At 71.4% G+C, this 24,255-nt stretch carries 18 protein-coding genes; 12 read left to right on the top strand and 6 right to left on the bottom strand.

The genetic code is table 11. From position 1 onward, the window contains the following. Positions 1–12: 12 nt before the first annotated feature. Positions 13–1,635, top strand: coding sequence for an acetolactate synthase (locus QLQ12_RS03950; protein ID WP_282757135.1), 1,623 nt, complete (start codon positions 13–15; stop codon positions 1,633–1,635). Here the strand turns inward: QLQ12_RS03950 and QLQ12_RS03945 are convergent. Genes QLQ12_RS03945 through QLQ12_RS03935 form a run of 3 tightly spaced genes read right to left on the bottom strand, consistent with a single transcriptional unit; the run spans position 1,632 to position 2,783 of the window. Beyond that, on the bottom strand, positions 1,632–1,988 hold the full coding sequence (locus tag QLQ12_RS03945) for a PLD nuclease N-terminal domain-containing protein (protein WP_282757134.1): 357 nt from the start codon (positions 1,986–1,988) through the stop codon (positions 1,632–1,634). The two genes, QLQ12_RS03950 and QLQ12_RS03945, sit on opposite strands and share 4 nt — an antisense overlap. Positions 1,989–2,026: 38 nt before the next feature. Further along, positions 2,027–2,395 (bottom strand): DUF202 domain-containing protein, encoded by a 369-nt coding sequence (locus QLQ12_RS03940; RefSeq protein ID WP_328518255.1) that lies wholly within the window; start codon positions 2,393–2,395, stop codon positions 2,027–2,029. 13 nt (positions 2,396–2,408) lie between these two features. Then, positions 2,409–2,783: a YidH family protein gene (locus QLQ12_RS03935; RefSeq protein WP_282757133.1), complete on the bottom strand. Its 375-nt coding sequence runs from the start codon at positions 2,781–2,783 to the stop codon at positions 2,409–2,411. A gap of 409 nt (positions 2,784–3,192) precedes the next feature. Between QLQ12_RS03935 and QLQ12_RS03930 the strand changes: the two genes are divergently transcribed. From QLQ12_RS03930 to gatA, 9 genes are all read left to right on the top strand, one after another. Continuing rightward, entirely contained in the window at positions 3,193–3,972 is a 780-nt protein-coding gene (locus QLQ12_RS03930; RefSeq protein ID WP_282757132.1) for an electron transfer flavoprotein subunit beta/FixA family protein, read from the top strand. 14 nt (positions 3,973–3,986) lie between these two features. Further along, the gene (locus QLQ12_RS03925; protein WP_282757131.1) at positions 3,987–4,937 is read left to right on the top strand and encodes an electron transfer flavoprotein subunit alpha/FixB family protein; all 951 of its coding nucleotides are present in this window, start codon (positions 3,987–3,989) and stop codon (positions 4,935–4,937) included. A gap of 1,049 nt (positions 4,938–5,986) precedes the next feature. Next, positions 5,987–7,162, top strand: a complete 1,176-nt coding sequence (locus QLQ12_RS03920) for a cysteine desulfurase family protein (protein ID WP_282757130.1) — start codon at positions 5,987–5,989, stop codon at positions 7,160–7,162. Between the two features lie 23 nt (positions 7,163–7,185). Further along, a complete protein-coding gene (gene mnmA / locus QLQ12_RS03915; RefSeq protein WP_282757129.1) occupies positions 7,186–8,274 on the top strand; it encodes a tRNA 2-thiouridine(34) synthase MnmA in 1,089 nt (362 codons plus the stop codon). Beyond that, complete coding sequence (locus tag QLQ12_RS03910) at positions 8,267–9,262, top strand: methionine synthase (protein ID WP_282757128.1); 996 nt, start codon at positions 8,267–8,269, stop codon at positions 9,260–9,262. The genes mnmA and QLQ12_RS03910 overlap by 8 nt, the downstream gene beginning before the upstream one ends. Positions 9,263–9,413: 151 nt before the next feature. Beyond that, positions 9,414–11,684: an NAD-dependent DNA ligase LigA gene (ligA, locus tag QLQ12_RS03905; protein WP_282757346.1), complete on the top strand. Its 2,271-nt coding sequence runs from the start codon at positions 9,414–9,416 to the stop codon at positions 11,682–11,684. A gap of 125 nt (positions 11,685–11,809) precedes the next feature. Further along, positions 11,810–13,840 carry a putative bifunctional diguanylate cyclase/phosphodiesterase gene (locus tag QLQ12_RS03900; protein ID WP_282757127.1) on the top strand — a complete coding sequence of 677 codons (2,031 nt, stop codon included), beginning with the start codon at positions 11,810–11,812 and terminating at the stop codon, positions 13,838–13,840. A gap of 9 nt (positions 13,841–13,849) precedes the next feature. Continuing rightward, positions 13,850–14,149 (top strand): Asp-tRNA(Asn)/Glu-tRNA(Gln) amidotransferase subunit GatC, encoded by a 300-nt coding sequence (gatC, locus tag QLQ12_RS03895; protein WP_282757126.1) that lies wholly within the window; start codon positions 13,850–13,852, stop codon positions 14,147–14,149. A gap of 1 nt (position 14,150) precedes the next feature. Further along, positions 14,151–15,614 carry an Asp-tRNA(Asn)/Glu-tRNA(Gln) amidotransferase subunit GatA gene (gene gatA, locus QLQ12_RS03890; RefSeq protein WP_282757125.1) on the top strand — a complete coding sequence of 488 codons (1,464 nt, stop codon included), beginning with the start codon at positions 14,151–14,153 and terminating at the stop codon, positions 15,612–15,614. Between the two features lie 38 nt (positions 15,615–15,652). On the opposite strand, the gene QLQ12_RS03885 is transcribed toward gatA, so the two are convergent. Continuing rightward, on the bottom strand, positions 15,653–17,098 hold the full coding sequence (locus QLQ12_RS03885; protein WP_282757124.1) for a M1 family metallopeptidase: 1,446 nt from the start codon (positions 17,096–17,098) through the stop codon (positions 15,653–15,655). A gap of 123 nt (positions 17,099–17,221) precedes the next feature. On the opposite strand from QLQ12_RS03885, the gene gatB reads away from it, so the two are divergent. Both gatB and QLQ12_RS03875 read left to right on the top strand, forming a co-directional pair. After that, complete coding sequence (gene gatB, locus QLQ12_RS03880; protein WP_282757123.1) at positions 17,222–18,721, top strand: Asp-tRNA(Asn)/Glu-tRNA(Gln) amidotransferase subunit GatB; 1,500 nt, start codon at positions 17,222–17,224, stop codon at positions 18,719–18,721. Between the two features lie 1,063 nt (positions 18,722–19,784). Next, positions 19,785–20,759: a hypothetical protein gene (locus tag QLQ12_RS03875; RefSeq protein ID WP_282757122.1), complete on the top strand. Its 975-nt coding sequence runs from the start codon at positions 19,785–19,787 to the stop codon at positions 20,757–20,759. Positions 20,760–21,345: 586 nt separating this feature from the next. Here the strand turns inward: QLQ12_RS03875 and QLQ12_RS03870 are convergent. Continuing rightward, a complete protein-coding gene (locus tag QLQ12_RS03870; RefSeq protein ID WP_407651401.1) occupies positions 21,346–22,986 on the bottom strand; it encodes a metallophosphoesterase family protein in 1,641 nt (546 codons plus the stop codon). Between the two features lie 48 nt (positions 22,987–23,034). Next, positions 23,035–24,162 carry a PQQ-dependent sugar dehydrogenase gene (locus QLQ12_RS03865; RefSeq protein WP_407651407.1) on the bottom strand — a complete coding sequence of 376 codons (1,128 nt, stop codon included), beginning with the start codon at positions 24,160–24,162 and terminating at the stop codon, positions 23,035–23,037. Positions 24,163–24,255 lie beyond the last annotated feature (93 nt).

Here is a 24,255-nt window from a genome sequence, read left to right as displayed (position 1 = left end):
CAGGAGGCGGCGGTGACGGGTTCGATCGAGGGGCACGGCGGCGAGCTGGCGCTGGCGGCCCTGCGGGCGTTCGGGGTCACCGAGATGTTCACCCTCTCCGGTGGGCACGTCTTCCCGCTCTACACGGCCGCGCACGAGTCCGGGTTCGGCCTGTACGACGTACGCCATGAACAGTCCGCCGTCTTCGCCGCCGAGGCCGTCGCCAAGCTGCGGCGGCGCCCCGGCCTGGCCGTCCTCACCGCCGGCCCGGGTGTGACCAACGGCATCTCCGGCCTGACCAGCGCGCACTTCAACGCCTCCCCGGTCCTGGTCCTGGGCGGCCGGGCCCCGAGCTTCCGCTGGGGTTCCGGCAGCCTCCAGGAGTTCGATCACGTGCCGCTGGTCGCCCCGATCACGAAGTACGCGGCCACGGTCACCGCTACCGCCTCGATCCCGGGGGAGATCGGCGCCGCCCTGACCGCCGCGCTCACTCCGCACCGCGGCCCGGTCTTCCTGGACCTGCCGCTGGAGGTGCTGTTCGGCACGGCCGGGGCCGCGGTTCCCGAGGCGCCCGCCGGCACGGTCGAGGAGGCCGACCCGGACGAGGTGGCCAAGGCCGCCGGCCTGCTCGCCGCAGCGGCCCGCCCGGTCGTCGTGGCCGGCTCGGACGTCTGGGCCGCGGACGCGGTCGCGGAACTCCGGGCCGCCGCCGAGGAGCTGCGGTTGCCGGTCTTCACCAACGGGATGGGCCGGGGCGCGCTGCCGCCGGGTCACCCGCTGGCGTTCTCCCGCACCCGGCGGCACGCGTTCGCCGGCGCCGACGTGATCGCCGTGATCGGCACGCCACTCGACTTCCGCCTCGGGTTCGGCGACTTCGGCGAGGCCACCGTGGTGCACGTGGTGGACGCCGTGTCGCAGCGGGCCACGCACGTCAGCCCGGCCGTCTCACCGGCCGGCGACCTGCGGCGGACCCTCACCGCGATCGCCGGCTGGGCCGGCCCGCGAGCCGCTCACGAGGACTGGATCGCGTCGCTGCGGGCGGCCGAGGAGGCCGCGAGAGCCCGCGACGTCTCCGCGATGGCGGCGGAGACCGATCCGATCAGACCCGCTCGCGTCTACGGCGAACTGCGACGCGTGCTCGACGCGGACGCGGTGACGATCGGTGACGGCGGCGACTTCGTCTCCTACGCCGGCCGGTTCCTGGAGCCCGCCCGGCCCGGCACCTGGCTCGACCCGGGCCCGTACGGATGTCTCGGCACCGGCCTCGGTTACGCCATGGGCGCCCGGGTCACCCACCCCGGCCGGCAGGTCTGTGTGCTGCTGGGCGACGGCGCCGCCGGGTTCTCGCTGATGGACGCCGAGTCACTGGTCCGGCAGGGCCTGCCCGTGGTGATCGTGGTCGGCAACAACGGCATCTGGGGGCTGGAGAAACATCCGATGCGGGCGATGTACGGCTACGACGTCGCCGCCGACCTGCAGCCGGGCCTGCGTTACGACGAGGTGGTCCGGGCGCTCGGCGGCGCCGGTGAGACCGTGGAGAAGCCGGGCGAGATCGGCCCGGCGCTGCGGCGCGCTTTCGACGCGGGCGTGCCCTACCTCGTGAACGTGCTGACCGACCCGGCCGACGCCTATCCCCGCAGCACCAGCCTGGCTTAGGGCTTCTCGTCGTCCTGGTGGAGTTCGCGTTCCAGGTCGGCGAGCAGTTCCCGGTCACGGCGGGCCTGGTCACGGTCCGTCGAGCCGGCCGTCGGGTTTTTCATCGAGCTGTCCACCGACCGGAGGAACTCGGGGTCGTCGTCGGGCGAGGATGGCCGCCGGGGCGGGCGGCGGCTGACCGGTCGGCCCCAGAGGAGATAGGCGATCGGTCCGGCGATCGGGAGCAGCACGATGAGCAGGATCCACACCGCGCGGGGCGCGTTGCGGAGCCGCTCCGCCGACAAACCGCTGATGAGAGCCAGGATCAGCAGCACGAGGGCTGCCGCTGCCAGAAGGATGAACAACCGGACCATGTCGCAATGATGCTCCCCCCGCGCCCGGACGGCGACGATCAGAGCATGACAACCCATCCGCCAAGGACCGCCATGGCGACGATGACGAGCGCGTAGGCGCGTACCGAACGGGGCGCCGGCCGGGGGAAGCGCGACCTCAGGCCGCGCGCGCGATGCAGGGCGAGCGCGACGGCCAGCGCCCAGCCGGCCATCGCGGCGGCAGCGACGAGCCATGCGGCCGGCCCGGCGCCGGGCGCGAAGGCGGGCCGGACGGTGAGAAGCGCCACCACGGTCGCGGAGAGGCCGGTTCGCCGCCAGGCCAGGCGGGTGCGTACCGCGGAGGCGCCCGGGTCCCGGCCGACCTGGCCGCACGCGCCGGGGTCCCGGTGGTGTTCGGCGCAGGGCTCGGTCATCCGGAGGCCGGTCATCAGCGGACCCGCATCAGAAGACCTGGATCAGGACCGCGACCATGATCACCACGGCGCCGGCGGCCACCGCGACGGCCAGGACCGCCGGGAACCGCGATCGCGGCAGGTCGGCGCCGAGCCGCATGGCCCGCTCGGTCCGTACCCAGTGGTCCACCGCCCGCAGCGCCACCAGCGCGCCCAGCACCAGCAGGAGGACGGCGATGATCTCCCGCAGGTGGTCGACCGGGAGCGGGGGCAGGAACTGCGCGCAGGCCAGGCCGCCGGCGATGAGCGCCAGACCGGTCCGGATCCAGGCGAGGAAGGTGCGTTCGTTGGCCAGCGAGAACCGGTAGTCCGGTGTCGTGCCGGCTTGCGACGGGTCGAACCACTGTCTCACGCTGCCGAACACGAGGCCGATTATCGACCTGACGGGTCGAAGAAGTCGTGCCAGAGATTGCGTACTTCGTCACTCACGCACGCCTCTCTCGGACGCCCGCAGCGGCACCACGGAGAGTCGGGACCCGTTTGTCCATGGGACTGCGGCTCCATGTGATCGGGGTGTGGGGGAGTATGGGTCGTGGCTGGGCTCATGCCCTCCACGAGCGAGACGATTTGACCGGACATGTCTGACACCTCCTCATTGCCCACTGTAGCGATCGTGATCGTCTAGCGGGTGAGGTGTGTCACTCTGGGTGGCCGGCAACAGTGAAGCTACTGGCGGGTAACCTGGCTGACATGTCCGCCGCCCGGCATCGTTCCGGCTGAGGGCAGGGCCGACCGCAACGGTGCGTTCAATACAGGAGGGTCGTAGGAACGCGATGAACATCGTCGTACTGGTGAAGCAGGTACCCGACTCCGGTGCCGAGCGCACCCTGAGCGCGAGCGACAACACGGTCGAGCGTGGCTCGGCGAGCAACGTCATCAACGAGATGGACGAATACGCCATCGAGGAAGCGCTGAAGATCAAAGAGGCGCACGGTGGCGAGGTGACCGTCCTGACCGTCGGCCCCGGCGGCGCGACCGACTCGATCCGCAAGGCCCTCTCGATGGGCCCCGACAAGGCCGTCCACGTGCAGGACGACGCCCTGCACGGCTCCTGCGCCGTCGCCACCTCCAAGGTGCTGGCCGCGGCGCTGCGCACGCTGAACGCCGACCTGATCCTCAGCGGCGCCGAGTCCACCGACGGCCGGGTCCAGGTCGTCCCGCACATGCTGGCCGAGCTCCTCGGCGTGGCCGCCCTCACCGGCGCCCGCAAGCTCACCGTGGACGGCTCGCAGCTGACCGTCGAGCGGCAGACCGACGAGGGCTACGAGGTCGTCACGGCCTCCACCCCCGCCATCGTCAGCGTCTGGGACACCATCAACGAGCCGCGGTACCCGTCCTTCAAGGGCATCATGGCCGCCAAGAAGAAGCCTGTGCAGGCCCTGTCCCTGGGCGACCTGGGCATCGCGAGCGACGAGGTCGGCTTCGCCGGCGCCACCAGCCAGGTGCTGGAATTCACCAAGCGCCCGGCCCGCACCGGTGGCGCCAAGGTCGTCGACGAGGGCAACGGCGGCGAGCAGCTCGTCGCGTACCTCGCCACCGAGAAGTTCGTCTGAGAGGGTTTGTCGTCATGGCTGAAGTACTGGTCGTCGTCGAGGCCTCGCAGGCCACCGGCGTCAAGAAGGTCACGCTCGAGATGCTGACCATCGCCCGTGGACTCGGTTCGCCGAGCGCGGTCGTCTTCGGTGACGCGTCGGCGCTCACCGACAAGCTCGCCGAGTTCGGCGCCGAGAAGATCTACGTCGCGTCCGGTGAGGACGTCGAGGGCTACCTGGTCGCCCCCAAGGCCACCGTGGTCGCTGAGCTGGTGAAGCAGGTGCAGCCGGCGGCTGTGCTGCTCGGCTCCACCCAGGAGGGCAAGGAGATCGCCGGCCGCCTGGCGATCAAGCTGGACAACGGCCTGCTCACCGACGCGGTCGAGGTTGCCGCCGACGGCACCGCCACTCAGGTGGTCTTCGCCGGCTCCACGATCGTCAAGTCGAAGGTCACCAAGGGCCTGCCCATCGTGACCATCCGCCCCAACTCGGTCACCCCGGCGCCCGCCGCCGCGACGCCGGCCGTCGAGCAGCTCACCGTCGCGGTCTCGGCCGCCGACAAGCTGACCAAGGTCGTCGAGCGGGTCGCCGAGCAGAAGGGCTCCCGCCCCGAGCTCACCGAGGCCGGCATCGTCGTCTCCGGTGGCCGTGGCGTCGGCAACGCCGACAACTTCAAGCTCGTCGAAGAGCTCGCCGACCTGCTCGGCGGTGCCGTCGGCGCCTCCCGCGCGGCTGTCGACTCGGGCTACTACCCGCACCAGTTCCAGGTCGGCCAGACCGGCAAGACGGTGTCGCCGCAGCTCTACCTGGCCCTCGGCATCTCCGGCGCGATCCAGCACCGGGCCGGCATGCAGACCTCGAAGACCATCGTCGCGGTCAACAAGGACGCCGAGGCGCCCATCTTCGAGCTCGCCGACTTCGGCGTGGTCGGCGACCTCTTCAAGATCGTGCCGCAGGCCGCTGAGGAGATCCGCAAGCGCAAGTGACAACCCGGCGTCCGTGATCCGGACGATCTCCCGCCACCTCCGGCGGCCGATCGCCAGGATCCGGCGTCCGACGAACGGCCCGGCGGTCCTCCGCCGGGCCGTCCGCCTTTTCTGCGGTACGCCGTAGGCGCCCCCGACCGCACCGATGGCGGTCCCGTGGCTCCCGCGCGAGGCCCGCGCGGCGCCAGGCCGACTCGCGGCCGCCGGGCCGAGCCCGTGGTCACCGTCACCGCGCCCAGCCGTAGCGCACGCGTGTTCGGGGCGTGTGGTGGGGCGGTTGTGCTACGGCCGGGGAAGTGCCTCGGCAACGGCGTGAATACGACAGCAACCTCTCGCCGGTCGGCTCCCCGATTGAGTTGATCTGCTGGCCGTGCGGATGCGCTGTTCAACGTCCGTTCTGACCGCGCTTCACGCGGCCAGCAGATCAACAATTGGCCGGAGCGGCCGCGATCCCGGGACGCGCCCCGCTTGGGACGGATTGGCTGGTTCTTCCAGTCGGCCGGGAGCGCTGCCTCGACCCCGCTCGGGACCGCGCTCACGACCAGCCAGCGGAGACCGGCTCAGCCACCGTCCGCCGTGACGAACATTCCCCAGCTGGGCGCTGAGGGGCGGGCCGGCCGTAGCGCAGGGGTCATTCGGGCATGCGGTGGCGTCTCTGGGCTACGGCGCGCTGGGCCCGGCCGTAACGCAGGCGTGTTGCGGACCTCTGGTGGGACCTCCGAGCTACGGCTGGAGGTGGGGCCGGTGGGACTGGGTGGGGTTGCGCGACCTTGGGGGCCGGAGGGGGTGGATGTAGTGGGCAGCAGCCCGGTGGTCGCGCCGGGGTGGCGGGGAGCGGACGTCGCGGGGAGTTGCGGGGCGGGATGGTGCTGTTGGGGGCGGGTCCGGGCGTACAAGAGCGGGGTTTCGATCTTGATCTTGATGGTCGCGGGATAGGTCGCTTGGTGGTCGAGGGGTAGGTCGCTTGGGGGTGGTGGGGTAGGGGTCTTGGCGGTCGCGGGGTAGGACGGCGGGCGGCGGTGACAGGGGGACGGCCTAAGCTGGGGGCGATGGCCTACCTCGATCATGCGGCGACCACGCCGATGCTGCCCGCCGCGCTGGACGCCTACGTCGCCGCGGCGCGTGAACTTGGCAATCCGTCTTCGCTGCATGCGGCGGGGCGGGGGGCCCGGCGACTGGTGGAGGAGTCGCGGGAGCGGCTCGCTGCGGCGCTGGGGGCGAGACCTTCGGAGGTCGTCTTCACCAGCGGCGGGACCGAGGCGGACAATCTGGCCGCCAAGGGCATCTTCTGGGCGCGGCGTGACGCTGATCCGCGGAAGCGGCGTGTGGTGGCCTCGGCGGTGGAGCATCACGCCGTGCTCGACGCGGTGGACTGGCTGGAGCGGCACGAGGGCGCCGAGGCCACGTTGCAGCCGGTGGACGGGGCCGGGCGGGTGGATCCGGAGGCGCTCGCCGAGCTGGTCCGGGCGCACGGCGACGAGATCGCGGTGGTCAGCGTCCAGTGGGCGAACAACGAGGTCGGCACGGTGCAGCCGGTGGCGGCGCTGGCGGCGGTCGCCGCCGCCGAGGGCGTGCCGTTCCACACCGACGCCGTGCAGGCCGTCGGCCAGGTGCCGGTGGACTTCGCCGCGAGCGGGGCGGCGGCGCTGACTCTGACGGGGCACAAGGTCGGTGGCCCGGTGGGTGTGGGCGCGCTGCTGCTCGGGCGGGACGTGCCGTGCACGCCTCTGCTGCACGGCGGTGGCCAGGAGCGCGACGTCCGCTCGGGGACGCTGGACACGCCGGGGGTGGTCGCGTTCGCGACGGCGGTCGAGGCGGCGGTCACCGGCCGCCAGGAGCGCGCGGAGCGGGTCGCGGCTCTTCGTGACGACCTGGTGGGGCGGGTGCGGGCGGCGGTTCCGGACGCGATTCTCAACGGTTCCCCGGTCGACCGGCTGCCGGGGAACGCGCACTTCTCCTTCCCGGGTTGCGAGGGTGACGCGCTGCTGTTGCTGCTGGACGCGCAGGGGGTCTACTGCTCGACGGGTTCGGCCTGTTCCGCGGGAGTGGCCCAGCCGAGTCACGTGCTGCTGGCGATGGGGGCCGATGACGGGCGGGCGCGATCGTCGCTGCGGTTCACGCTCGGTCACGACAGCACCAAAGCGGATGTGGACGCGCTGCTCGGGGCACTGCCGGGCGCGGTGGAGCGGGCCCGGCGGGCGGGAGCCTGGAAGACGCCCCGGTAAGCGGGGCCGGATAGGCTTGCGGCATGCGAGTTCTTGCGGCCATGTCCGGCGGTGTCGACTCCGCGGTCGCTGCCGCGCGTGCCCGGGATGCCGGCCATGACGTCACCGGTGTGCACCTGGCGCTGGCCCGTAATCCCCAGACGTTCCGGACCGGGGCGCGCGGCTGTTGCACCCTGGAGGATTCGCGCGACGCGCGCCGGGCCGCCGATGTGATCGGCATCCCGTTCTACGTGTGGGACATGGCGGAGGAGTTCCACGACAGCGTCGTGGACGATTTCGTGAACGAGTACGCGGCCGGCCGTACGCCGAACCCGTGCCTGCGCTGCAACGAGAAGATCAAGTTCACGGCGGTGCTGGACCGGGCGGTGGCCCTCGGGTTCGACGCGGTGGTGACCGGCCACCACGCGCGGCTGGGCGCCGACGGGCTGCTGCGCCGCAGCGTCGACCTGCCGAAAGACCAGTCCTACGTGCTGGCCGTGCTGACCCGCGAGCAGCTGGACCGGTCGATCTTCCCGCTCGGCGACTCGACCAAGGAGCAGGTCCGGGCCGAGGCCGCCGCGCGCGGGCTGGCCGTGGCCGACAAGCCCGACTCGCATGACATCTGCTTCATCGCCGACGGCGACACCCGCGGGTTCCTGGAGAGCCGCCTCGGGGCGGCGCCCGGCGACATCGTCGACGGGCGGACCGGTGAGACGCTGGGCCGGCACAACGGGGCGTACGGGTTCACGATCGGCCAGCGCAAGGGCCTCGACCTGCGGGTGCCGGCCGAGGACGGGCGCCCTCGTTACGTGTTGTCGATCACTCCGGTGAGCAACACGGTGACCGTGGGGCCGCGGGAGGACCTCGAGGTCGACGTGGTCAGCGCGACCCGCCCGATCTGGCATTCCGCTTCTCTCGCGGAGGACTGCGACGTGCAGTTGCGGGCACACGGCGAGGTGGTCGCCGCCTCGGTGTCGGTGACCGCTGACGCGCTGGTCGCGACTCTGAGGTCACCGGCGCGTGGCGTTGCGGCGGGTCAGGCGATCGTGGCCTACCGTCCCGACCCGGCCGGTGACATCGTGCTCGGGTCGGCGACGATCACCGCCGGGACCAGGGCGGCGTCGCATGCCTGAGTTCCCGTGGGGCGCGGGCGCCGCCACCGGGATCGGGTCGATGCCCGGCACCGACATCGCCGAGGCGCAGCGGATCGTCCTCGGTGAACTGCCCGGCCTGCCGCACCTGGCCGAGCTGCCGGAGCGCGGCCCGGGCGCCGACATGATCGGGCGGTCCGCGGGGTTCCTGGTCGAGATGCCGGTGCAGCTCTACACCGGCCGGTGGCAGATGGCCTCACGGCCGGGCAAAGACCTTCGGCGTACGTTCGACCTGCTGGAACGTGATCTCGATCAGCTGAGCGAGCAGGCCGCCGGATACTCCGGCCCGCTGAAGATCCAGGCCGCCGGCCCGTGGACCCTGGCGGCGAGCCTGGATCTGCCGATCGGCGGCCGGATGCTGCGCGACCCGGGCGCCGTGCGTGACCTGACCGACTCGCTCGCCGAGGGGCTGCGCCGGCACGTGGCAGAGGTGCGCAAGCGCGTGCCGGGAGCCACCGTGCTGCTTCAGCTGGACGAGCCGTCGCTGCCGGCTGTGCTGGCGGGGCACGTGCCGACGGAGAGCGGGCTCAGCGCGTACCGGACGGTCGACGGCCCGGACGCCTCCACCCGTCTGCGGACCGTGGTGGAGACCGTCGATGCGCCGGTGATCGTGCACTGCTGCGCTCCCGGCCTGCCGTTGCGGGTGGTGCGCGACACGACCGCGGCGGCCGTGGCGTTCGACCTGTCGCTGCTCACCGACCTGGACCCGCTGGGCGAGGCGATCGAGGCCGGCCTGGGGATCTTCGTGGGCGCCGCGCCGACCCGGCCGGCCGACGGACTGCGACCGGAGTCGAAGCAGATCGCCGAGCGGGTCGGCACGCTCTGGCAGCGCTTGGGCTTCCCGGCGGCGCGGCTGCCGGAGCAGGTGGTGATCACCCCGGCGTGTGGTCTGGCCGGCGCGCCGGCGGGCTATGTTCGTGCGTTGCTCAAGGCGTGCACGGAGGCCGGCCGCCGGATCGCCGAGGTCTGACGTCGCCCGGACGAGGTCTTGACGCCGGTCCGCGGAAATGTCGGTGGGTGGGACTAACGTGCGGGTTGAGTTCGCAGACACGGAGGTCCCGGTGCCCGACAATCCCACATCTGAGCTGGACCCGGCCGACGAGCTTCCGGCTGCCGCCCGCATCGCGGCGCCGGAGCCGGCCGCGGCCGCAGACCCGGCTTTGCGGGCCGCCGCCCGGCACTCCGAGCTGGCCGACGAGATCCGGGAGCATCAGCACCGCTATTACGAGCTCGACGCGCCCACCGTGTCGGACGCCGAGTTCGATCAGCTCCTGCGTGAGCTGGAGGCGCTGGAGGCGGAGTTCCCGGAGCTGCGCACCTCCGAGTCGCCGACCCAGCTGGTGGGCGGCACGGTCTCCGGCGACTTCCCCAAGGTCGACCACATCGAGCGCATGATGTCGCTGGACAACGTGTTCGACGACGACGAGCTGGCCGCGTGGACCGAGCGCACCCTGCGCGACGCCGGCGGCCCGGTGCGGTTCCTCTGCGAACTCAAGATCGACGGACTGGCGATCAACCTGACGTATGAGAAGGGCGTCCTCGTCCGGGCCGCCACCCGGGGCACCGGCCGCACCGGCGACGACGTCACGCCCAATGTGCGGACCATCCGTGACATCCCGGAGCGGTTGGCCGGCGACGACGTGCCCGATCTGGTGGAGGTGCGGGGCGAGATCTACTTCCCGGCCGAGGCGTTCGCCGCGCTCAACGCGATGTTGGTCGAGCAGGGCAAGCCGACGTATATGAATCCCCGCAACGCGGCCTCCGGCAGCCTGCGGCAGAAGGATCCGCGGATCACCGGGTCACGCGGGCTGGGCATGGTGGTGCACGGGCTCGGCGCGCGGGAGGGCTTCGCCCCGGCCTCGCAGTCGGAGTCCTACGCGGCGATGAAGGCGTGGGGGCTGCCGGTCAGTGAGCGCTGGCGGCTGGTCGACGATCTGGCCGGGGTGCGCGAGTTCATCGCCTACTACGGCAAGCACCGGCACGATGTCGAGCACGACATCGACGGTGTGGTGGTCAAGATCGATGACGTCGCCATCCAGGGGCGGCTCGGCTCGACCAGCCGGGCCCCGCGCTGGGCGATTGCCTTCAAATATCCGCCGGAGGAGGTCACCACCAAGCTGGTCGACATCTTGGTCAACGTGGGCCGCACCGGCCGGGTCACGCCCTATGCGGTGGTGGAGCCGGTGGTGGTGGCCGGGTCGGAGGTCGAGTTCGCCACCCTGCACAACGCGCAGGAGGTCGTCCGCAAGGGCGTGCTGATCGGTGACACGGTGGTGCTGCGCAAGGCCGGTGACGTCATCCCGGAGATCCTCGGCCCGGTGCTCGACCTGCGGCCGGCGGACGCGCGGGCCTTCGTCATGCCGACCGTCTGTCCCGACTGCGGCACGCCGCTGGCCCCGGCGAAAGAGGGCGACATCGACATCCGGTGCCCCAACTCGCGGTACTGCGTCGGCCAGCGCCGGGAGCGGCTGACCTATGTCGGGCATCGCAACGTCCTCGACATCGACGTGCTCGGGGAGAAGTCGGCTCGGGCGCTGATCGATTCGGGTGTGCTGTTCGACGAGGGAGACCTGTTCTCCCTCACCGAGGACGATCTGCTGCGGGCCCCGTTCTTCGTGAAAAAGGACGGCACGCTCGGCGCCAATGCGCACAAGATGCTGCTCAGCCTGGCCGAGGCGAAGGAGCGTCCGCTGGCCCGGATCCTGCGTGCGCTGTCGATCCGGCACGTCGGCCCGGACGCGGCCGGCGCCCTGGCCTTGGAGTTCGGCTCGATGGAGGCGCTCGAGGAGGTTCTGGAGCGGACAGCGGTCGCGCCCCCGGCTTCGCCCACGGCCGCCGTGGTGGAGCCGGCCGATGCCGGCGAGCCGGCCACCGCGGCCGAGCCTGCCATCGAGAGCGAGCCGGCCATCGAGAGCCAGCCTGCCACCGAGAGTGAGCCGGCCCCGAAGCGGAAAGCCGCCAAACCCGTCGACCCGCTCGCCGCGGTGGAGAAGGTCGGTCCGACCATCGCCGAGAGCCTGCGCGAGTGGTTCGCCGTCGACTGGCACCGGGAGATCATCGAGAAGTGGCGGGCGGCCGGGGTGCGGATGGCCGACGAGCGGGTCGAGACGGGCCCACGCCCGCTGGACGGCGTCACCGTGGTCGTGACCGGCACGCTCGCGGGTTACAGCCGTGACAAGGCGGCCGAGGCGATCACCACCCGAGGCGGCAAGGTGAGCGGTTCGGTGTCGAAGAAGACCGGGTTCGTGGTAGTCGGCGAGAACCCCGGCAGCAAGTACGACAAGGCGATCACCCTGAAGGTGCCGGTGCTCGACGAGGCCGGGTTCGGCGTACTGCTGGCGGAGGGCCCGGAAGCGGCCCGGGCGGTCGCCGAGACCGCCCCGGAAGGGTGAATCACGGCAGATCGTGCGTCTGGGAGTTGTGGGGCGTCTAACAACGTTTAGGTGCTTTAGGACAAAAAGCGCTATACGGATCTATGGTGTATGCGATCGGTGATCGAGGCCATCGTGGAGGTCGCATGGATGCCGCTCGCCCCCGGACGGCCGGCCTGCGTCACCGGCGCACAGTGATCGTCTCCACCGTGTCGGCCGCGGCCGCCGCCCTCGCGCTGCTGCTCGGTTCATCCGGTGATCTGCCGGCGGCCTTCTGGGTGACGGCTCTGCTCGCCGTCGTGGTCGACTCCCGGCCCTACCTGGTGCCCGGGCGGCGGGCCAGCGCGGTGATCCTGCCCTCCATCTGCTTCACCTTCGCCATTGCGCTGGCCTGGGGCGCGGCGCCGGCCATCGCGGTGCAGCTGGCCGCCGTCACCGTCGCCGGCATCCGGATGCGGCACTCGCTGCGCCGCACCCTTCACCTGGCCCTGCAACACGCCGCCGCGCTCGGCGCCGCGGCCGTGGTGGCCGGTTTCGGGTCGCTGCGGTTCGACCCGGGCCCCGGCTGGTGGGACGCGACGGTCATCTGCGCGGCCGCGATCGCCTGGATCTGCGCCCGTCACGCGGTCGCCGCCCTGGTCCGCGGCCTCACCTCGGAGAGCCGCGCCCCGGCCCGGCGCCGCCGCGGCCACGCCGACCTGCTGGCGACCGCCGCCCTGCTGCTGCTCGGCCCGGTGGTGCTGGTCGCCGCACTGGTCAGCCCGGCCCTGCTTCCGCTCACCCTGCTGGCCCTGCACGCCGTGCACCGGATGGTCCGCTGGGCCGGCGAGTCCGAGCGGGCCGCCCGCTTCGACCCGCTGACCGGCCTGCCCAACCGCCGGGCCCTGCAGACCGCGATGGCCGAGCGCGCCCCGGACCGGCGCCGTGCCCTGCTCCTGCTCGATCTGGACAGGTTCCGCACGGTCAACGACGCCCTCGGCCACGGCGCCGGCGACCGGTTGCTGACCAGGGTCGCCGACCGGCTGACCTCGGTGGTGCCCGCGCACGACCTGGTGGTCCGGCTGGGCGGCGACGAGTTCGCGGTCCTCGCCACCCGCGTCGAGGACCCGGCGTCGGCCCGGCGGATCGCCCAGCATCTGGCCGAGGCGCTGAGCCGCCCGTTCCCGCTGGACGGCACCCCGGTCGAGCTGAGCGCGTCGATCGGGATCGCGCTCCAGTCCGGCCGCCGCGACGCCAGCACGATGCTGCGTGAGGCGGAGTCCGCGATGTACGAGGCGAAACAGCGCGGCGACCAGGTCGCGGTGCACGGGCCGGACGCCGCCGAACACACCCCCGACCGGCTCACCCTGGTCGCCGACCTGCGCACCGCGCTGCGCCGGGACCCGCCGGACGACGGGATAGTCCTCTACTACCAACCCCAGATAGCGATCGGCACCGGCGAGGTCGTCGGAGTGGAGGCGCTGCTGCGCTGGCGGCACCCGCGCCGCGGCACGGTCGGGCCGGAGGAACTGCTGCGGGCCGCCGAGCCGACCCCGGTGATGCGGCTGCTGACCGCACGGGTGCTGGAGGAGGTGGTGGCGCAGCTCGCGGTGTGGCGCGACGGCCGGTTCCCGCTGCGGGCCGCGGTCAACGTCAGCGCGCGTGACCTGCACGCCGGTGACATCGTCGACCGGGTCGGTGGCCTCCTCGACCGGTACGGCGTCCCCGCCGACCTGCTCCAGCTGGAGATCACCGAGAGCGCGCTGATGGCCGACCCGCACCGGGTCCTGGAGACCACCACCCGGCTCAGCCGGATGGGCGTCGCGATCTCGCTGGACGACTTCGGCACCGGATATTCGTCACTGCAGCACCTGCGCCGGCTGCCGCTGTCCGAGGTCAAGATCGACCGCTCGTTCGTCCTCGGGATGGCCACCGACTCCGGTGACGCGGCGATCGTACGATCCGTGGTCGGTCTCGCCGGAGATCTCGGCCTCCGTGCCGTCGCGGAGGGTGTGGAGGACGAGGTGACCTGGCGGCTTCTCGCCGCCGCCGGGTGTCACACCGCCCAGGGCTGGTTCCACGCCCGCCCGATGCCCGCCGCCGACCTCGGGGAGTGGCTGTCGCGGTACCGCCCGGTCCAGCCCTGGAATCGCGGCGAAATAGACTCGGGGTTCGCACCGAACACCGTCAAACAATGAGGGGGCAGGATGGCCGCCATCTCCCGCGAAGAGGTAGCGCACCTGGCGCGCCTGTCGCGGCTCGCCGTGACCGAGGAGGAACTGGATCGATTCGCGGGTCAGCTCGACGTGATCCTGCAGTCGGTCGCCCGGGTCGGTGAGGTGGCCGCGGAGGACATCCCGCCGACCTCGCACTCGGTTCCGCTGACCAACGTGTACCGCGACGACGTGCCCACGCCGAGCCTGACGCAGGACGAGGCGCTCTCCGGCGCCCCCGACGCGTACGAGGGCCGGTTCCGGGTGCCGCGCATCCTGGACGAGGAGGCCTGAAGTGAGTGACCTGACCAGGCTCTCCGCCGCCGACCTGGCTTCGCGCATCGCGAAGCGGGAGGTCTCGGCCGTCGAGGTGGCCACCGCGCACCTCGACCGCATCGCCGCCGTCGACGAGCGGGTGCACGCGTTCCTCCACGTCGACCGCGAGGGCGCGCTCGCCGCCGCCAAACGCGTCGACGACGGCGAGATCACCGGGCCGCTGGCCGGGGTGCCGATCGCCGTCAAGGACGTGCTGACCACCAAGGGCATCCCGACGACCGCCGCCTCGAAGATCCTCGAGGGCTGGAAGCCGCCGTACGACGCCACCATCGTCGAGCGTCTCAAGAACGCCGGCATGCCGATCCTCGGCAAGACCAACATGGACGAGTTCGCGATGGGCTCCTCCACGGAGTACAGCGCGTACGGCCCGACGAACAACCCCTGGGACCTGGGACGCATCCCGGGCGGCTCGGGTGGTGGCTCGGCGGCGGCGCTGGCGGCCTACGAGGCTCCGCTCGCGATCGGCACCGACACCGGCGGCTCGATCCGGCAGCCGGGCGCGGTCACCGGCACCGTGGGCGCCAAGCCGACCTACGGCGGCACCTCGCGGTACGGGCTGATCGCGTTCTCGTCCTCGCTGGACACACCCGGCCCGTGTGGCCGGACGGTGGAGGACACCGCCCTGCTGCACGCGGTGATCGCCGGCCACGACCCGCGCGACTCGACCTCGATCCAGCAGGCCGTGCCCGACGTCGTCGCCGCCGCCCGCCTGGGTGCCACCGGTGACCTGACCGGCGTCAAGCTCGGCCTGGTCAAGGAGTTCGCCGGCGACGGCTCCGAGCCCGGCGTCGCAGCCGCGTTCCGGGAGTCGCTGGAGGCACTGGTCAAGCTGGGCGCCGAGGTCGTCGAGGTGTCCTGCCCGAACTTCCAGTACGCGCTTCCGGCCTACTACCTGATCGCCCCCAGCGAGTGCTCGTCGAACCTGGCCCGCTTCGACGGCGTCCGGTACGGCCTGCGCAGCGGCGACGACGGCAGCCGCTCGCTCGAGGAGGTCATGTCGCTGACCCGGGACGAGGGTTTCGGCCCCGAGGTCAAGCGGCGCATCATCCTCGGCACCTACGCCCTCTCGTCGGGTTACTACGACGCGTACTACGGTCAGGCGCAGAAGGTCCGGACCCTGATCACCCGGGACTTCCAGTCCGCGTTCGAGCAGGTCGACGTGCTGGTCTCACCGACCACCCCGTTCGTGGCGTTCCCGTTCGGCTCGCGGACGAGCGACCCGTACCAGATGTACCTCGCCGACCTGTTCACCATCCCGACGAACCTGTACGGCGGCCCGGCCATCTCGGTCCCGTGCGGTCTCGCCGAGGGCCTGCCGGTCGGCTTCCAGATCATGGCCCCGACGATGGCCGACGACCGCATGTACCGGGTCGCCGCCGCGCTGGAGTCCGCCGTCGGCACGTTCACCCCGCCGGCGCTCTGATCCGTTGACGAAGGGGCCCGCTGCTCGCGGGCCCCTTCTCACTGCGGTGTCGTCGGTGAGTCCAGCCAGGTGTCGATCAGCTTGGTGAAGTCCTTGCCGGTCTCCGCGTTCACGAACGCGATGAAACCGGCCCGGTCCTGGTTGGTGTTGCGGTTCTTCTCCGCCCACGCCCGGGCCAGTGCGAAGAACTTCTCGTCGCCGAGCGCGTCGTTCAGCTCCTTGAGCATGGCCGCCGGGCAGATGTAGACGTTGCTCTCGGCGAAGGTGCCGGCCTTCGGCTTGCCGGGCGGGCCCACCCTCTTGCGCAGGTCGGCGTCGTTCTCCCGCAGGGAGGCCTCCAGGGCGGCGTCGTCGAAGTCGTACAGCTTCTGCTCGTACACGTACTGGATGTAGGTGGCGAAGCCCTCGCTGAGCCACAGGTCGGTCCAGGTCCTCGGGGTGACCGCGTTGCCGAACCACTGGTGGGCGTACTCGTGGACGAGCACCGCCTCGAACTCCTTCAGATCCGTCTCGCGGAACGCCTCCCGGCCCATGCTGAGCATCTGAGACGTCTCCATGGCCGAGATCGAGCCGTTCATCAAAGCACCGGCGCTGGGGTACGGGTACGGCCCGAGCCGTTCCTCCAACCAGGTCAGCAACTGCGGCGACTTCTTCAGGACACCGAGGTACCGGTCGTCGGCCTTCGGCACCGTGAAATAGGTGAGCGGCAGTCCGTGCGGGCCCTTCTGCTCCACCTTGCTGTACCTGTCGACGGCCAGCGTCGTCACGTACGCCGCGGCCGGGTCTGTGCTCTGGTAGTGAAAGGTGTTGCCCTCGACCTTGCCGGGTGTGCCGCTGGCCGCCGCCGTCCAGCCCTCCGGAACGGTCACCGCCATGTCGTAGAGCGCCTCGTCGGACGGGTGCTCGTTGACCGGGTACCAGGTCAGCGCGCCCCACGGCTCCTGCATGGTCCAGAGGACGCCGTCCTTCGAGGTGCGCATGCCGATGCCCTCGGAGGCGTCACCGCGGCGCGACGGCATCTTCACCTGCTTGGGCGTGCCGTGATAGGCGACGGTCAGCGTCACCGGCTGCTCGGCGGCGACCGCGGCGGGCACGATGAGCTTGTCGGCGGTGACGGTGCCGGTGACCTGTTTGTCGTCGACGGTGACACGGTCGACGGTGAGGCCGGTGAAGTCCAGCTTGATCTCGTTCGCGTTCGCCACCGGCCGGATCCGCAGCGTGGCGACACCGGTGAGGATCTTGGTGGTGGGCTGCCAGTCCAGGTCGAGCTGATAGTGCAGGACGTCCAGGCCGGCGTTGCCCTTCTCCGGGTAGAGCGGGTCGGCCACGGGCGTGGAACGGCCGGCCGCCCAGGTGGCGAAATCGATCGCGGGCACCACGGGGCCGATGGAGCCCGACGGTGCGGGTGTGGGTGTGTCCTCGGCGGTGCATGCGGTGGTGAGAACCGTCGCGGCGAGGGCGACGACGGCGAGGGTGTGGCGCATGCGCGGACGGTACCTCGAACATAGATCTTCTCGGGGGCGCAAACCCGGCGTCGTTCTGTCAGACCGGGCGACTAGGCTTGGTCTCTGTCCGCAACGAAGTCTCTGAGCCGGAGCCGCACTCACATGACGACCATCGCGCTGCCGTCCTACGACGACGCCACCAGCCGTTACGAGCCGGTGATCGGCCTGGAGACGCACGTCGAGCTGGGCACCCAGACCAAGATGTTCTGCGGCTGCAAGACCGAGTTCGGCGCCGAGCCAAACACGCAGGTCTGCCCGGTGTGCCTCGCGCTGCCGGGTGCGCTGCCGGTGGCCAACCGGGCCGGCATCGAAGCCACCATCCGCATCGGCCTCGCGCTGAACTGCGACATCGCCGAGTGGTGCCGGATGGCCCGGAAGAACTACTTCTACCCGGACATGCCGAAGAACTTCCAGACCTCACAGTACGACGAACCCCTCTGCACCGACGGCTACGTCGACGTCGAGGTGGACGGCAAGTCCTACCGGATCGGCATCGAGCGGGTGCACCTCGAGGAGGACACCGGCAAGACCCTGCACGTCGGCGGGGCCACCGGCCGCATCCACGGCGCCACCGAGTCGCTGGTCGACTACAACCGGGCCGGCATCCCGCTGGTCGAGATCGTCACCAAGCCGGTTCCCGGCCTCGGCGCGCTCGCCCCCGAGATCGCCAAGGCCTACGTCGCCGAGCTGCGCGACATCATCCGCTCCCTCGGCGTCTCCGACGTCCGCATGGAGCAGGGTTCGCTGCGCTGCGACGTCAACACCTCGCTGAACCTGCCCGGCGAGGAGTGGGGCACCCGCACCGAGACGAAGAACGTCAACTCCCTCCGCTCTGTCGAGCGTGCCGTCCGCTCCGAGATCATCCGCCAGGCCGGCCTCCTCGACGGCGGCACCCGGATCTTCCAGGAGACCCGGCACTTCCAGGAGACCACCGGTGACACCCGGCCGGGCCGCTCCAAGGAGACCGCCACCGACTACCGCTACTTCCCCGAGCCCGACCTGGTGCCGATCGCGCCCGACCCGGCCTGGGTCGAAACCCTTCGCGCCTCGCTGCCGGAGAAGCCCAGCATCAAGCGGGCCCGCCTCCGCGAGGAGTGGGGCATCTCCGCGGTCGACATGCAGTCGGTGGCCAACGCCGGCGCGGTCGAGCTGATCGAGGAGACCATCGCCGCGGGCGCGTCCCCGGCCGGCGCCCGCAAGTGGTGGATGGGCGAGCTGGCCCGCCGCGCCAACGAGCTCGACGTCGAGCTGTCCGCCGTCGGCGCCACCCCCGCCCAGGTCGCCGGCCTGCAGAAACTGGTCGACGAGGGCAAGCTCAACGACAAGCTGGCCCGTGCCGTCCTGGAAGGCGTCGTCGCCGGCGAGGGCGACCCGGTCGAGGTGATGGCCGCCCGCGGGCTTGAGGTGGTCAACGACACCGGCGCGCTCACCGCCGCCGTCGACGAGGCCATCGCCGCCAACCCCGACATCGCCGCCAAGATCCGCGACGGCAAGGTCGCGGCGGCGGGCGCCCTGGTGGGCGCGGTCATGAAGACCACGCGAGGCCAGGCCGACGCCAAGTCCGTCCGCGACCTCATCCTCGCCCGGCTCGGCGCCGCCTAAACCGCCGCGGGGGTACGCATGACGCCCGGTCCCGTGCTCACGGTCCCGGGCGTCGTCGTTTCGGGCGTCGTCGTCCCGGCGGGCCTGTAGTCCCGTCGTCCCGCCACCTGCGCGCGTGCCGGCTCGTCACCCGTGCCCGGTTGCGGCCTGTGCGGGGTTGCCGCCTGCGCCTGGTTGTCGCTTGCGCTGTAACCGGTTGGGTGGGCCGGGCCGTCACACGCTTGTCCGTGCCGGTCGCCTTCAGTCTGATTCCGTCAAAGCAGGCGTCTGGGCGGCGTAACAGAGCGGCGTCTCCCGTTCCCACTCACGCGGCGGGAGGGCCACAGGACCCGAACTGTCCATCCTCGATCGGAGAAGAATTCGATCGAGGATGTACATTCCGTACGCTCTAGGTGGGCGAATTTGCGGCCTTATCGGGAGTTTCATGTCTGAAGAGGCATAGCCTGCCACGATGGCAGGGCACTCCTCGGCAGTAGTCCGCACGAACTCGCGGTGGGCCACCGTCGCACTGACGGCAACCCTCGCCCTCGTGGCCGCAACGTCAGCTGGTGCGAGAGTTGCCGAGATACCGCTTGTTGCAGGGATCGGTGGGACGCCGCCTGCTGCGGATGTCGCCGCTTCGCCCGCGGCTGCGAGGGCTGCGGAATCGCCGGTCGCTGCGGGGATTGCTGCATTGGCGGTCGTTGCAGGACCCGCGAAATCGGTGACTGTTGCGAGATCTGCTGGAACGCGAGCCGCTGCCGGGCCAAACGGGATGCGCGCGGTTACGGGATTCGCTGGAACGCGAGCCACTACCGGACCAAAGCGAAAGCGGGCCGTTGCAAGATCTGCAGAAGCTCGGGCCACTGCGGGATCGGGCTTTGGCGGATCGCGGCTTGTGGCGGAGCGTCGTGGATCACGGCTCATCGCGGGGTCTGGTGGATCGCGGGTTGTTGCGGGATTCGGTGGATCCCGGGTTGTTGCGGGTTCACGTGGATCACGGGCTGTCGCCGGGCTTACTGGCATGCGGGGCACTGCGGGAAAAGCCGACAGGTCGGGCAGCACCGAAACCGCGGGCGCTGCCATGACATCCGCTGCGGTGAGGGCGGTCGGCGATCCACTCACCGTCGGCGGCCCCGGCGTCCTGCTCACCTTCCCCGGCTCGGGTGCGGCGGGGTTCCGCGCCACCGCCGGCCAGCGCCTGACCGTTCTGGCCCAGCGCAAGACCCTCACCGCCGCAGACAACACCGACCTGGTGGTCCGGCGCAACGGCGCCCTGGTGGCCGAGGGCACCCTGCTCACCACCTGGTCCGATGTAAGCGTCGACTTCACCGCCGTTACGGCCGGCGCCTACACCGTCGAGGTGAAACCCCGGGCGAAGGACCGCGGCACCCTTTTGCTGAGCCTCGCCGGAACGACATCGGGCACCCTCTCCATCGGCGGACCAGCCCAGAAGATCACCATCGTCGAGCCCGGTGAACGCGCCTTCCTGGCCTTCCCTGCCACTGCCGGGCAGCAGCTCACCCTGGTGGCCCGCCGCGGCAGCCTCTCCAAGGACGAATACACGCATCTGGAGATCCGCGACCCGTCCGGCGAGATGTCCATGGCCGGCGCGGTCGGTTACGAGGCCGACTACCGCACCCTGGACTTCGACGTCACCGCGACCGGCCGGCATACCCTCGAAGTCGACCCGGACACGGCCGGCACCGGTACTCTCACGGTCCAGTTGGTCGGAGCCGTCACCACCACCCTGACCGCCGGCCAAGCCACCCGGATCACCCTGGCCCGTGCCGGCGAGCGCGCGTACGTCACCTTCCGCGCCGCCGAATCCGAACAGTTCCTCCTGACCGCCCGCCGCGACACCCTCACCGCCACGGAGGAGACCCGAATCCGTGTCCGCACCCCCGCCGGTCTCGAGGTCGTCGACGCGACCCTCACCCGTGAGAAACCCGCCGCGACGCTGGGCTTCAGTTCCTCAGCCGGCACTTACACGATCGAGATCGACCCCGAGGGTCTCGACACCGGCACCCTCACCCTCGACCTAGACAAGATCACCTAACACCCCTCCAGCTGCCAGCCCTTCGGCCCCAGCCCTTCGGCCCCAGCCCTTCGGCCCCAGCCCTTCGGCCCCAGCCCTTCGGCCCCAGCCCTTCGGCCCCAGCCCTTCGGCCCCAGCCCTTCGGCCCCAGCCCTTCGGCCCCAGCCCTTCGGCCCCAGCCCTTCGGCCCCAGCCCTTCGGCCCCAGCCCTTCGGCCCCAGCCCTTCGGCCCCAGCCCTTCGGCCCCAGCCCTTCGGCCCCAGCCCTTCGGCCCCAGCCCTTCGGCCCCAGCCCTTCGGCCCCAGCCCCTCAGCTCGCGGCTCCAGCTCCCAGCCCTTCAGCCCAGCCCTTCAGCCCAGCCCTTCAGTCCAGCCCTTCAGTCCTCAGGCGCCCTCCTCCCTCCCTCACCACCCATAACCGCCGATCTTGTGACCTTGTGGCTGTGCTTAGGCACAACATCAAAGGCCGCAAGCCGGGCCGATTGGCTTTTCGGGGGCCGGGCAGCCAGGGACAGGGCCGCCAGAGGCAGGGCCCGGGGCAGGTGTAGCGGGTGGGTAAGTGTCGCCGGTTGGTGTGGTGAGAGAACGTGATGTGAGAAAACGCCGGGTCAGCCTGTGGGCTGGCGGGCCGGCGCCGACGGAGTAGGAGTGGCGTCAGGTTCGAGGCCGATCACGTTGCGCTGCATCTCCACCGTGGACTCGCCGGTGCCGCCGAGCTGGATGTCGTCGTACGCCTTGAGCTCTCTGTTCTCGTCGAAGTAGAGCACCGACAGGCTCAGCGGGGTGGCCTCTTCCTCGTTCTCCAGGCCGCGCAGGCCGGCGCCGCCGGTGGAGCCCTCGACCATGAGACGTGTGGGGAGGGTGGGCAGCGCGGCCGCCGACGGCGACGGGGCGGGGGAGGGCGCCGCGGAGGAGCCGGGGGCCGACGGGTCGGGGGCCGGGGCGGCCGGCGGCGGGAGCATGGTCACCGAGCGGTTGTGCTGGTGGCCGGCGAGGACCAGCGGGACCAGGCCGGAGAGCGGCTGCGCCATGGCCGGGTCGTGGACCAGGGCGATGTCCACCGTTTTGCCGGACTGCCGGATCGTCTGGGACAGCCGCTTGCCGGCCGCGGTCAGCAGTTCGGGGCCGGAGTCGTCGCCGGCCTCGTTGGTCTCGCTCTTGTCGGGGGTGAACTGGGGGTCGCCGATGCCGGCGATGGTGAGGCCCTCGATCTCGGTGAGCCCGTCGTCGAGCACGATCGCGTTGCTCTGGGCGGCGACCGCGGCCTGGATGGCGGCCGAGTCGTGGTTGCCGCGGACGTAGATGTAAGGCACCTGGATCGACGGGATGGACGCGACGTATCCGGTTTCGGCGCTGCTGCCCCAGTCGACGATGTCGCCGGTGTCGATGACCGCGTCGATCTCGAAGGTTTCCACCACGGTCCGGATCAGGCCCCAGGACGAGGGGTTGAGGTGCAGGTCGGAGACGTGCAGCAGGCGGGTGGTGTTGCCGGCGGGCTCATAGACGGGCAGCGCCGAGATGGTCGAGTAGACGCGGCTGACGTTGCCGAGGATGGTCTGCAACTGGTCGGAGTATCGCCCGTAGTTGTCGGCGATCCGCCGCGCGTCACCGACCACCGCGGGCGCGTTGACCAGCAGGCCCTCGTAGCGCGGCTCGCTGATCGAGTCGGGCCGGAGGGTGCCGGCGGCCAGGCCCAGACTGCCGCCGGTGACCACCAGCGCGGTCACGCCGGCCGCCGCGGTCCGTCGCACATTGCGGAAGGTCAGGGCGGACAGGATGAGGCCGCCGAGAACGGCCAGGCCGAGGGTCCGCAGGCCGAGCCGCGCCACGGCGGCGGCCACCTCGTCGAGGGCCCGGTCACCGGCCGAGCTGATCGCCGCCGGGTTGTCGATCAGCGCCTCGGTGCGGCTCTGGTCCAGGGAGCCGAGGGCGACCCGCAGATGGACCGGGCCGCGGTGACTGTCGAGGTGCAGTGACCCGAGCGGCGGGATGTTGATCTCGGTGCCGCCGTGCACGGACGGTGTCACGGACATCTCCGCGCCGAACGGTCCGACGTTGAGGTCGGCGCGGGCGAAGAGCATCACCCCGATCAGCGCGCCGGCGACGCCGGTCAACCCGACGGCGGTGGCCACCCGGATGCGGCGGGTCCACCGGTGCCGGAACACCCGGCCGGACATGTCAGCCACGGTTCGCCAACGGTGTCGCCACGAGGGCCGGTCCGGAGCCGTGGTCGGCCGGTCTTCAGTCATCGTGGCCTCACCTGCCCGGTCGGGCTCGGGATGAAACAGTCATGGCCGTCAACTCCGGCCGGCGCCGCCGTCGGAGAAGACCAGCCGGATGACGCGGTCGTCATCGGGGGCGGAGGTTCCGCCGTCCTCCCGGTTGGAGGTGCCCACCCAGAACGAGCCGTCCGGGGCGGCAACCATGGCGCGCAGCCGGCCGAACTGGTCGGTCAGCAGCTCCTGAGGGCTGCCCAGGACCGTCCCCCCGGCGGTGACGTTGAGAAGCTGCAACCGCCGGCCCAGCACGCAGGCGGTGGCCACCAGGGTCTCCAGGGCGCCGACCCCGGCGCACGAGGAGACGCCGGACGGCCAGGACACCAGCGGATCGGTGAACGCGGCGCCGGCGCCGGCACCGGAGCCGTCGGCCTTCGGCCAGCCGTAGTTCTTGCCCTTCTCCACCACGTTCAATTCGGCGGTACGTGGCTGGCCGCGATCGGTCGCGTACATCCGCTTGGTCTGGTCCCAGGTCAGGCCCTGCACGTTGCGGTGACCGGAGGACCAGACGGGGGAGGTCTTGACCGGATTGCCGGGAGCCGGCTTGCCGGCCGTGGTGATCCGCAGGATCTTGCCGCCCAGACTCTTGGCGTCCTGCGCCTGGCCGCCGTCGGGCGTGCCGTCGCCGGTGCCGGCGTAGAGGAAGCCGTCCGGGCCGAAGGCCAGAGCGCCGCCGTTGTGTTCGGCCGAGCGTGGGATGCCGGTGAGGACGGGCTCCAGATCGCCGTCACCGGCCAGCTTGCCGATCCGGTTGTCCTGCTCGGTGGAGTAGAAGACGTAGAGCGTGCTGTCGGTCTTGTAGTCGGGCGAGACGGCGATGCCGAGCAGGCCGCCGTCGCCGCCGGCGCGCACCTCGCCGAGCCGCCGCAACTCGGTGACCTTGAGCCCCTCGGCGGTCGACTCGGGGCCGATCTTCAGGATGCGGGCGGTGTCGCGCTCGGTGACCACCGCCCCGGCGTCGGGCAGGAAGGCCATGCCCCACGGCACCTCGAGGTTCTTCGCCAGCACGGTGACCGCGATCCCGCGCTCGCCGTCGTCACCACCGGCGGTCGGAGCGGCCGACGGACGGGGCAGGTTGGGCGCGGAACCGGCCTTGTCCGGGCCGGGCGGGCCGAAGCTGCACCCCGCGGTCAGCGCCAGCACGGCCACGGAACCGGCGGCCAGAGCACGGCCGCGGCGGAAGAACCCCGCGCGGCCGGATGGCACGGCACGGCCGCGGCGGAACAGCACAGCACGGCCCCG

It is taken from the genome of Actinoplanes sandaracinus (assembly GCF_030009775.1).
Taxonomy (GTDB): Bacteria; Actinomycetota; Actinomycetes; order Mycobacteriales; family Micromonosporaceae; genus Actinoplanes; species Actinoplanes sandaracinus.
Note: the sequence above shows the minus strand (reverse complement) of the source record. Positions and strands in the feature narration are given on the sequence as shown.

Excerpts from the sequence above, each read along its gene's own strand:
- QLQ12_RS03870 (WP_407651401.1), bottom strand. The coding sequence starts at position 22,986 with ATGACTGAAGACCGGCCGACCACGGCTCCGGACCGGCCCTCGTGGCGA.
- gatC (WP_282757126.1), top strand. The coding sequence starts at position 13,850 with ATGGCCGCCATCTCCCGCGAAGAGGTAGCGCACCTGGCGCGCCTGTCG.
- QLQ12_RS03910 (WP_282757128.1), top strand. The coding sequence starts at position 8,267 with ATGCCTGAGTTCCCGTGGGGCGCGGGCGCCGCCACCGGGATCGGGTCG.
- QLQ12_RS03920 (WP_282757130.1), top strand. The coding sequence starts at position 5,987 with ATGGCCTACCTCGATCATGCGGCGACCACGCCGATGCTGCCCGCCGCG.
- mnmA (WP_282757129.1), top strand. The coding sequence starts at position 7,186 with ATGCGAGTTCTTGCGGCCATGTCCGGCGGTGTCGACTCCGCGGTCGCT.
- QLQ12_RS03930 (WP_282757132.1), top strand. The coding sequence starts at position 3,193 with ATGAACATCGTCGTACTGGTGAAGCAGGTACCCGACTCCGGTGCCGAG.
- QLQ12_RS03900 (WP_282757127.1), top strand. The coding sequence starts at position 11,810 with ATGGATGCCGCTCGCCCCCGGACGGCCGGCCTGCGTCACCGGCGCACA.
- QLQ12_RS03945 (WP_282757134.1), bottom strand. The coding sequence starts at position 1,988 with ATGGTCCGGTTGTTCATCCTTCTGGCAGCGGCAGCCCTCGTGCTGCTG.
- gatB (WP_282757123.1), top strand. The coding sequence starts at position 17,222 with ATGACGACCATCGCGCTGCCGTCCTACGACGACGCCACCAGCCGTTAC.
- QLQ12_RS03875 (WP_282757122.1), top strand. The coding sequence starts at position 19,785 with ATGACATCCGCTGCGGTGAGGGCGGTCGGCGATCCACTCACCGTCGGC.
- QLQ12_RS03885 (WP_282757124.1), bottom strand. The coding sequence starts at position 17,098 with ATGCGCCACACCCTCGCCGTCGTCGCCCTCGCCGCGACGGTTCTCACC.
- QLQ12_RS03940 (WP_328518255.1), bottom strand. The coding sequence starts at position 2,395 with ATGACCGGCCTCCGGATGACCGAGCCCTGCGCCGAACACCACCGGGAC.
- QLQ12_RS03925 (WP_282757131.1), top strand. The coding sequence starts at position 3,987 with ATGGCTGAAGTACTGGTCGTCGTCGAGGCCTCGCAGGCCACCGGCGTC.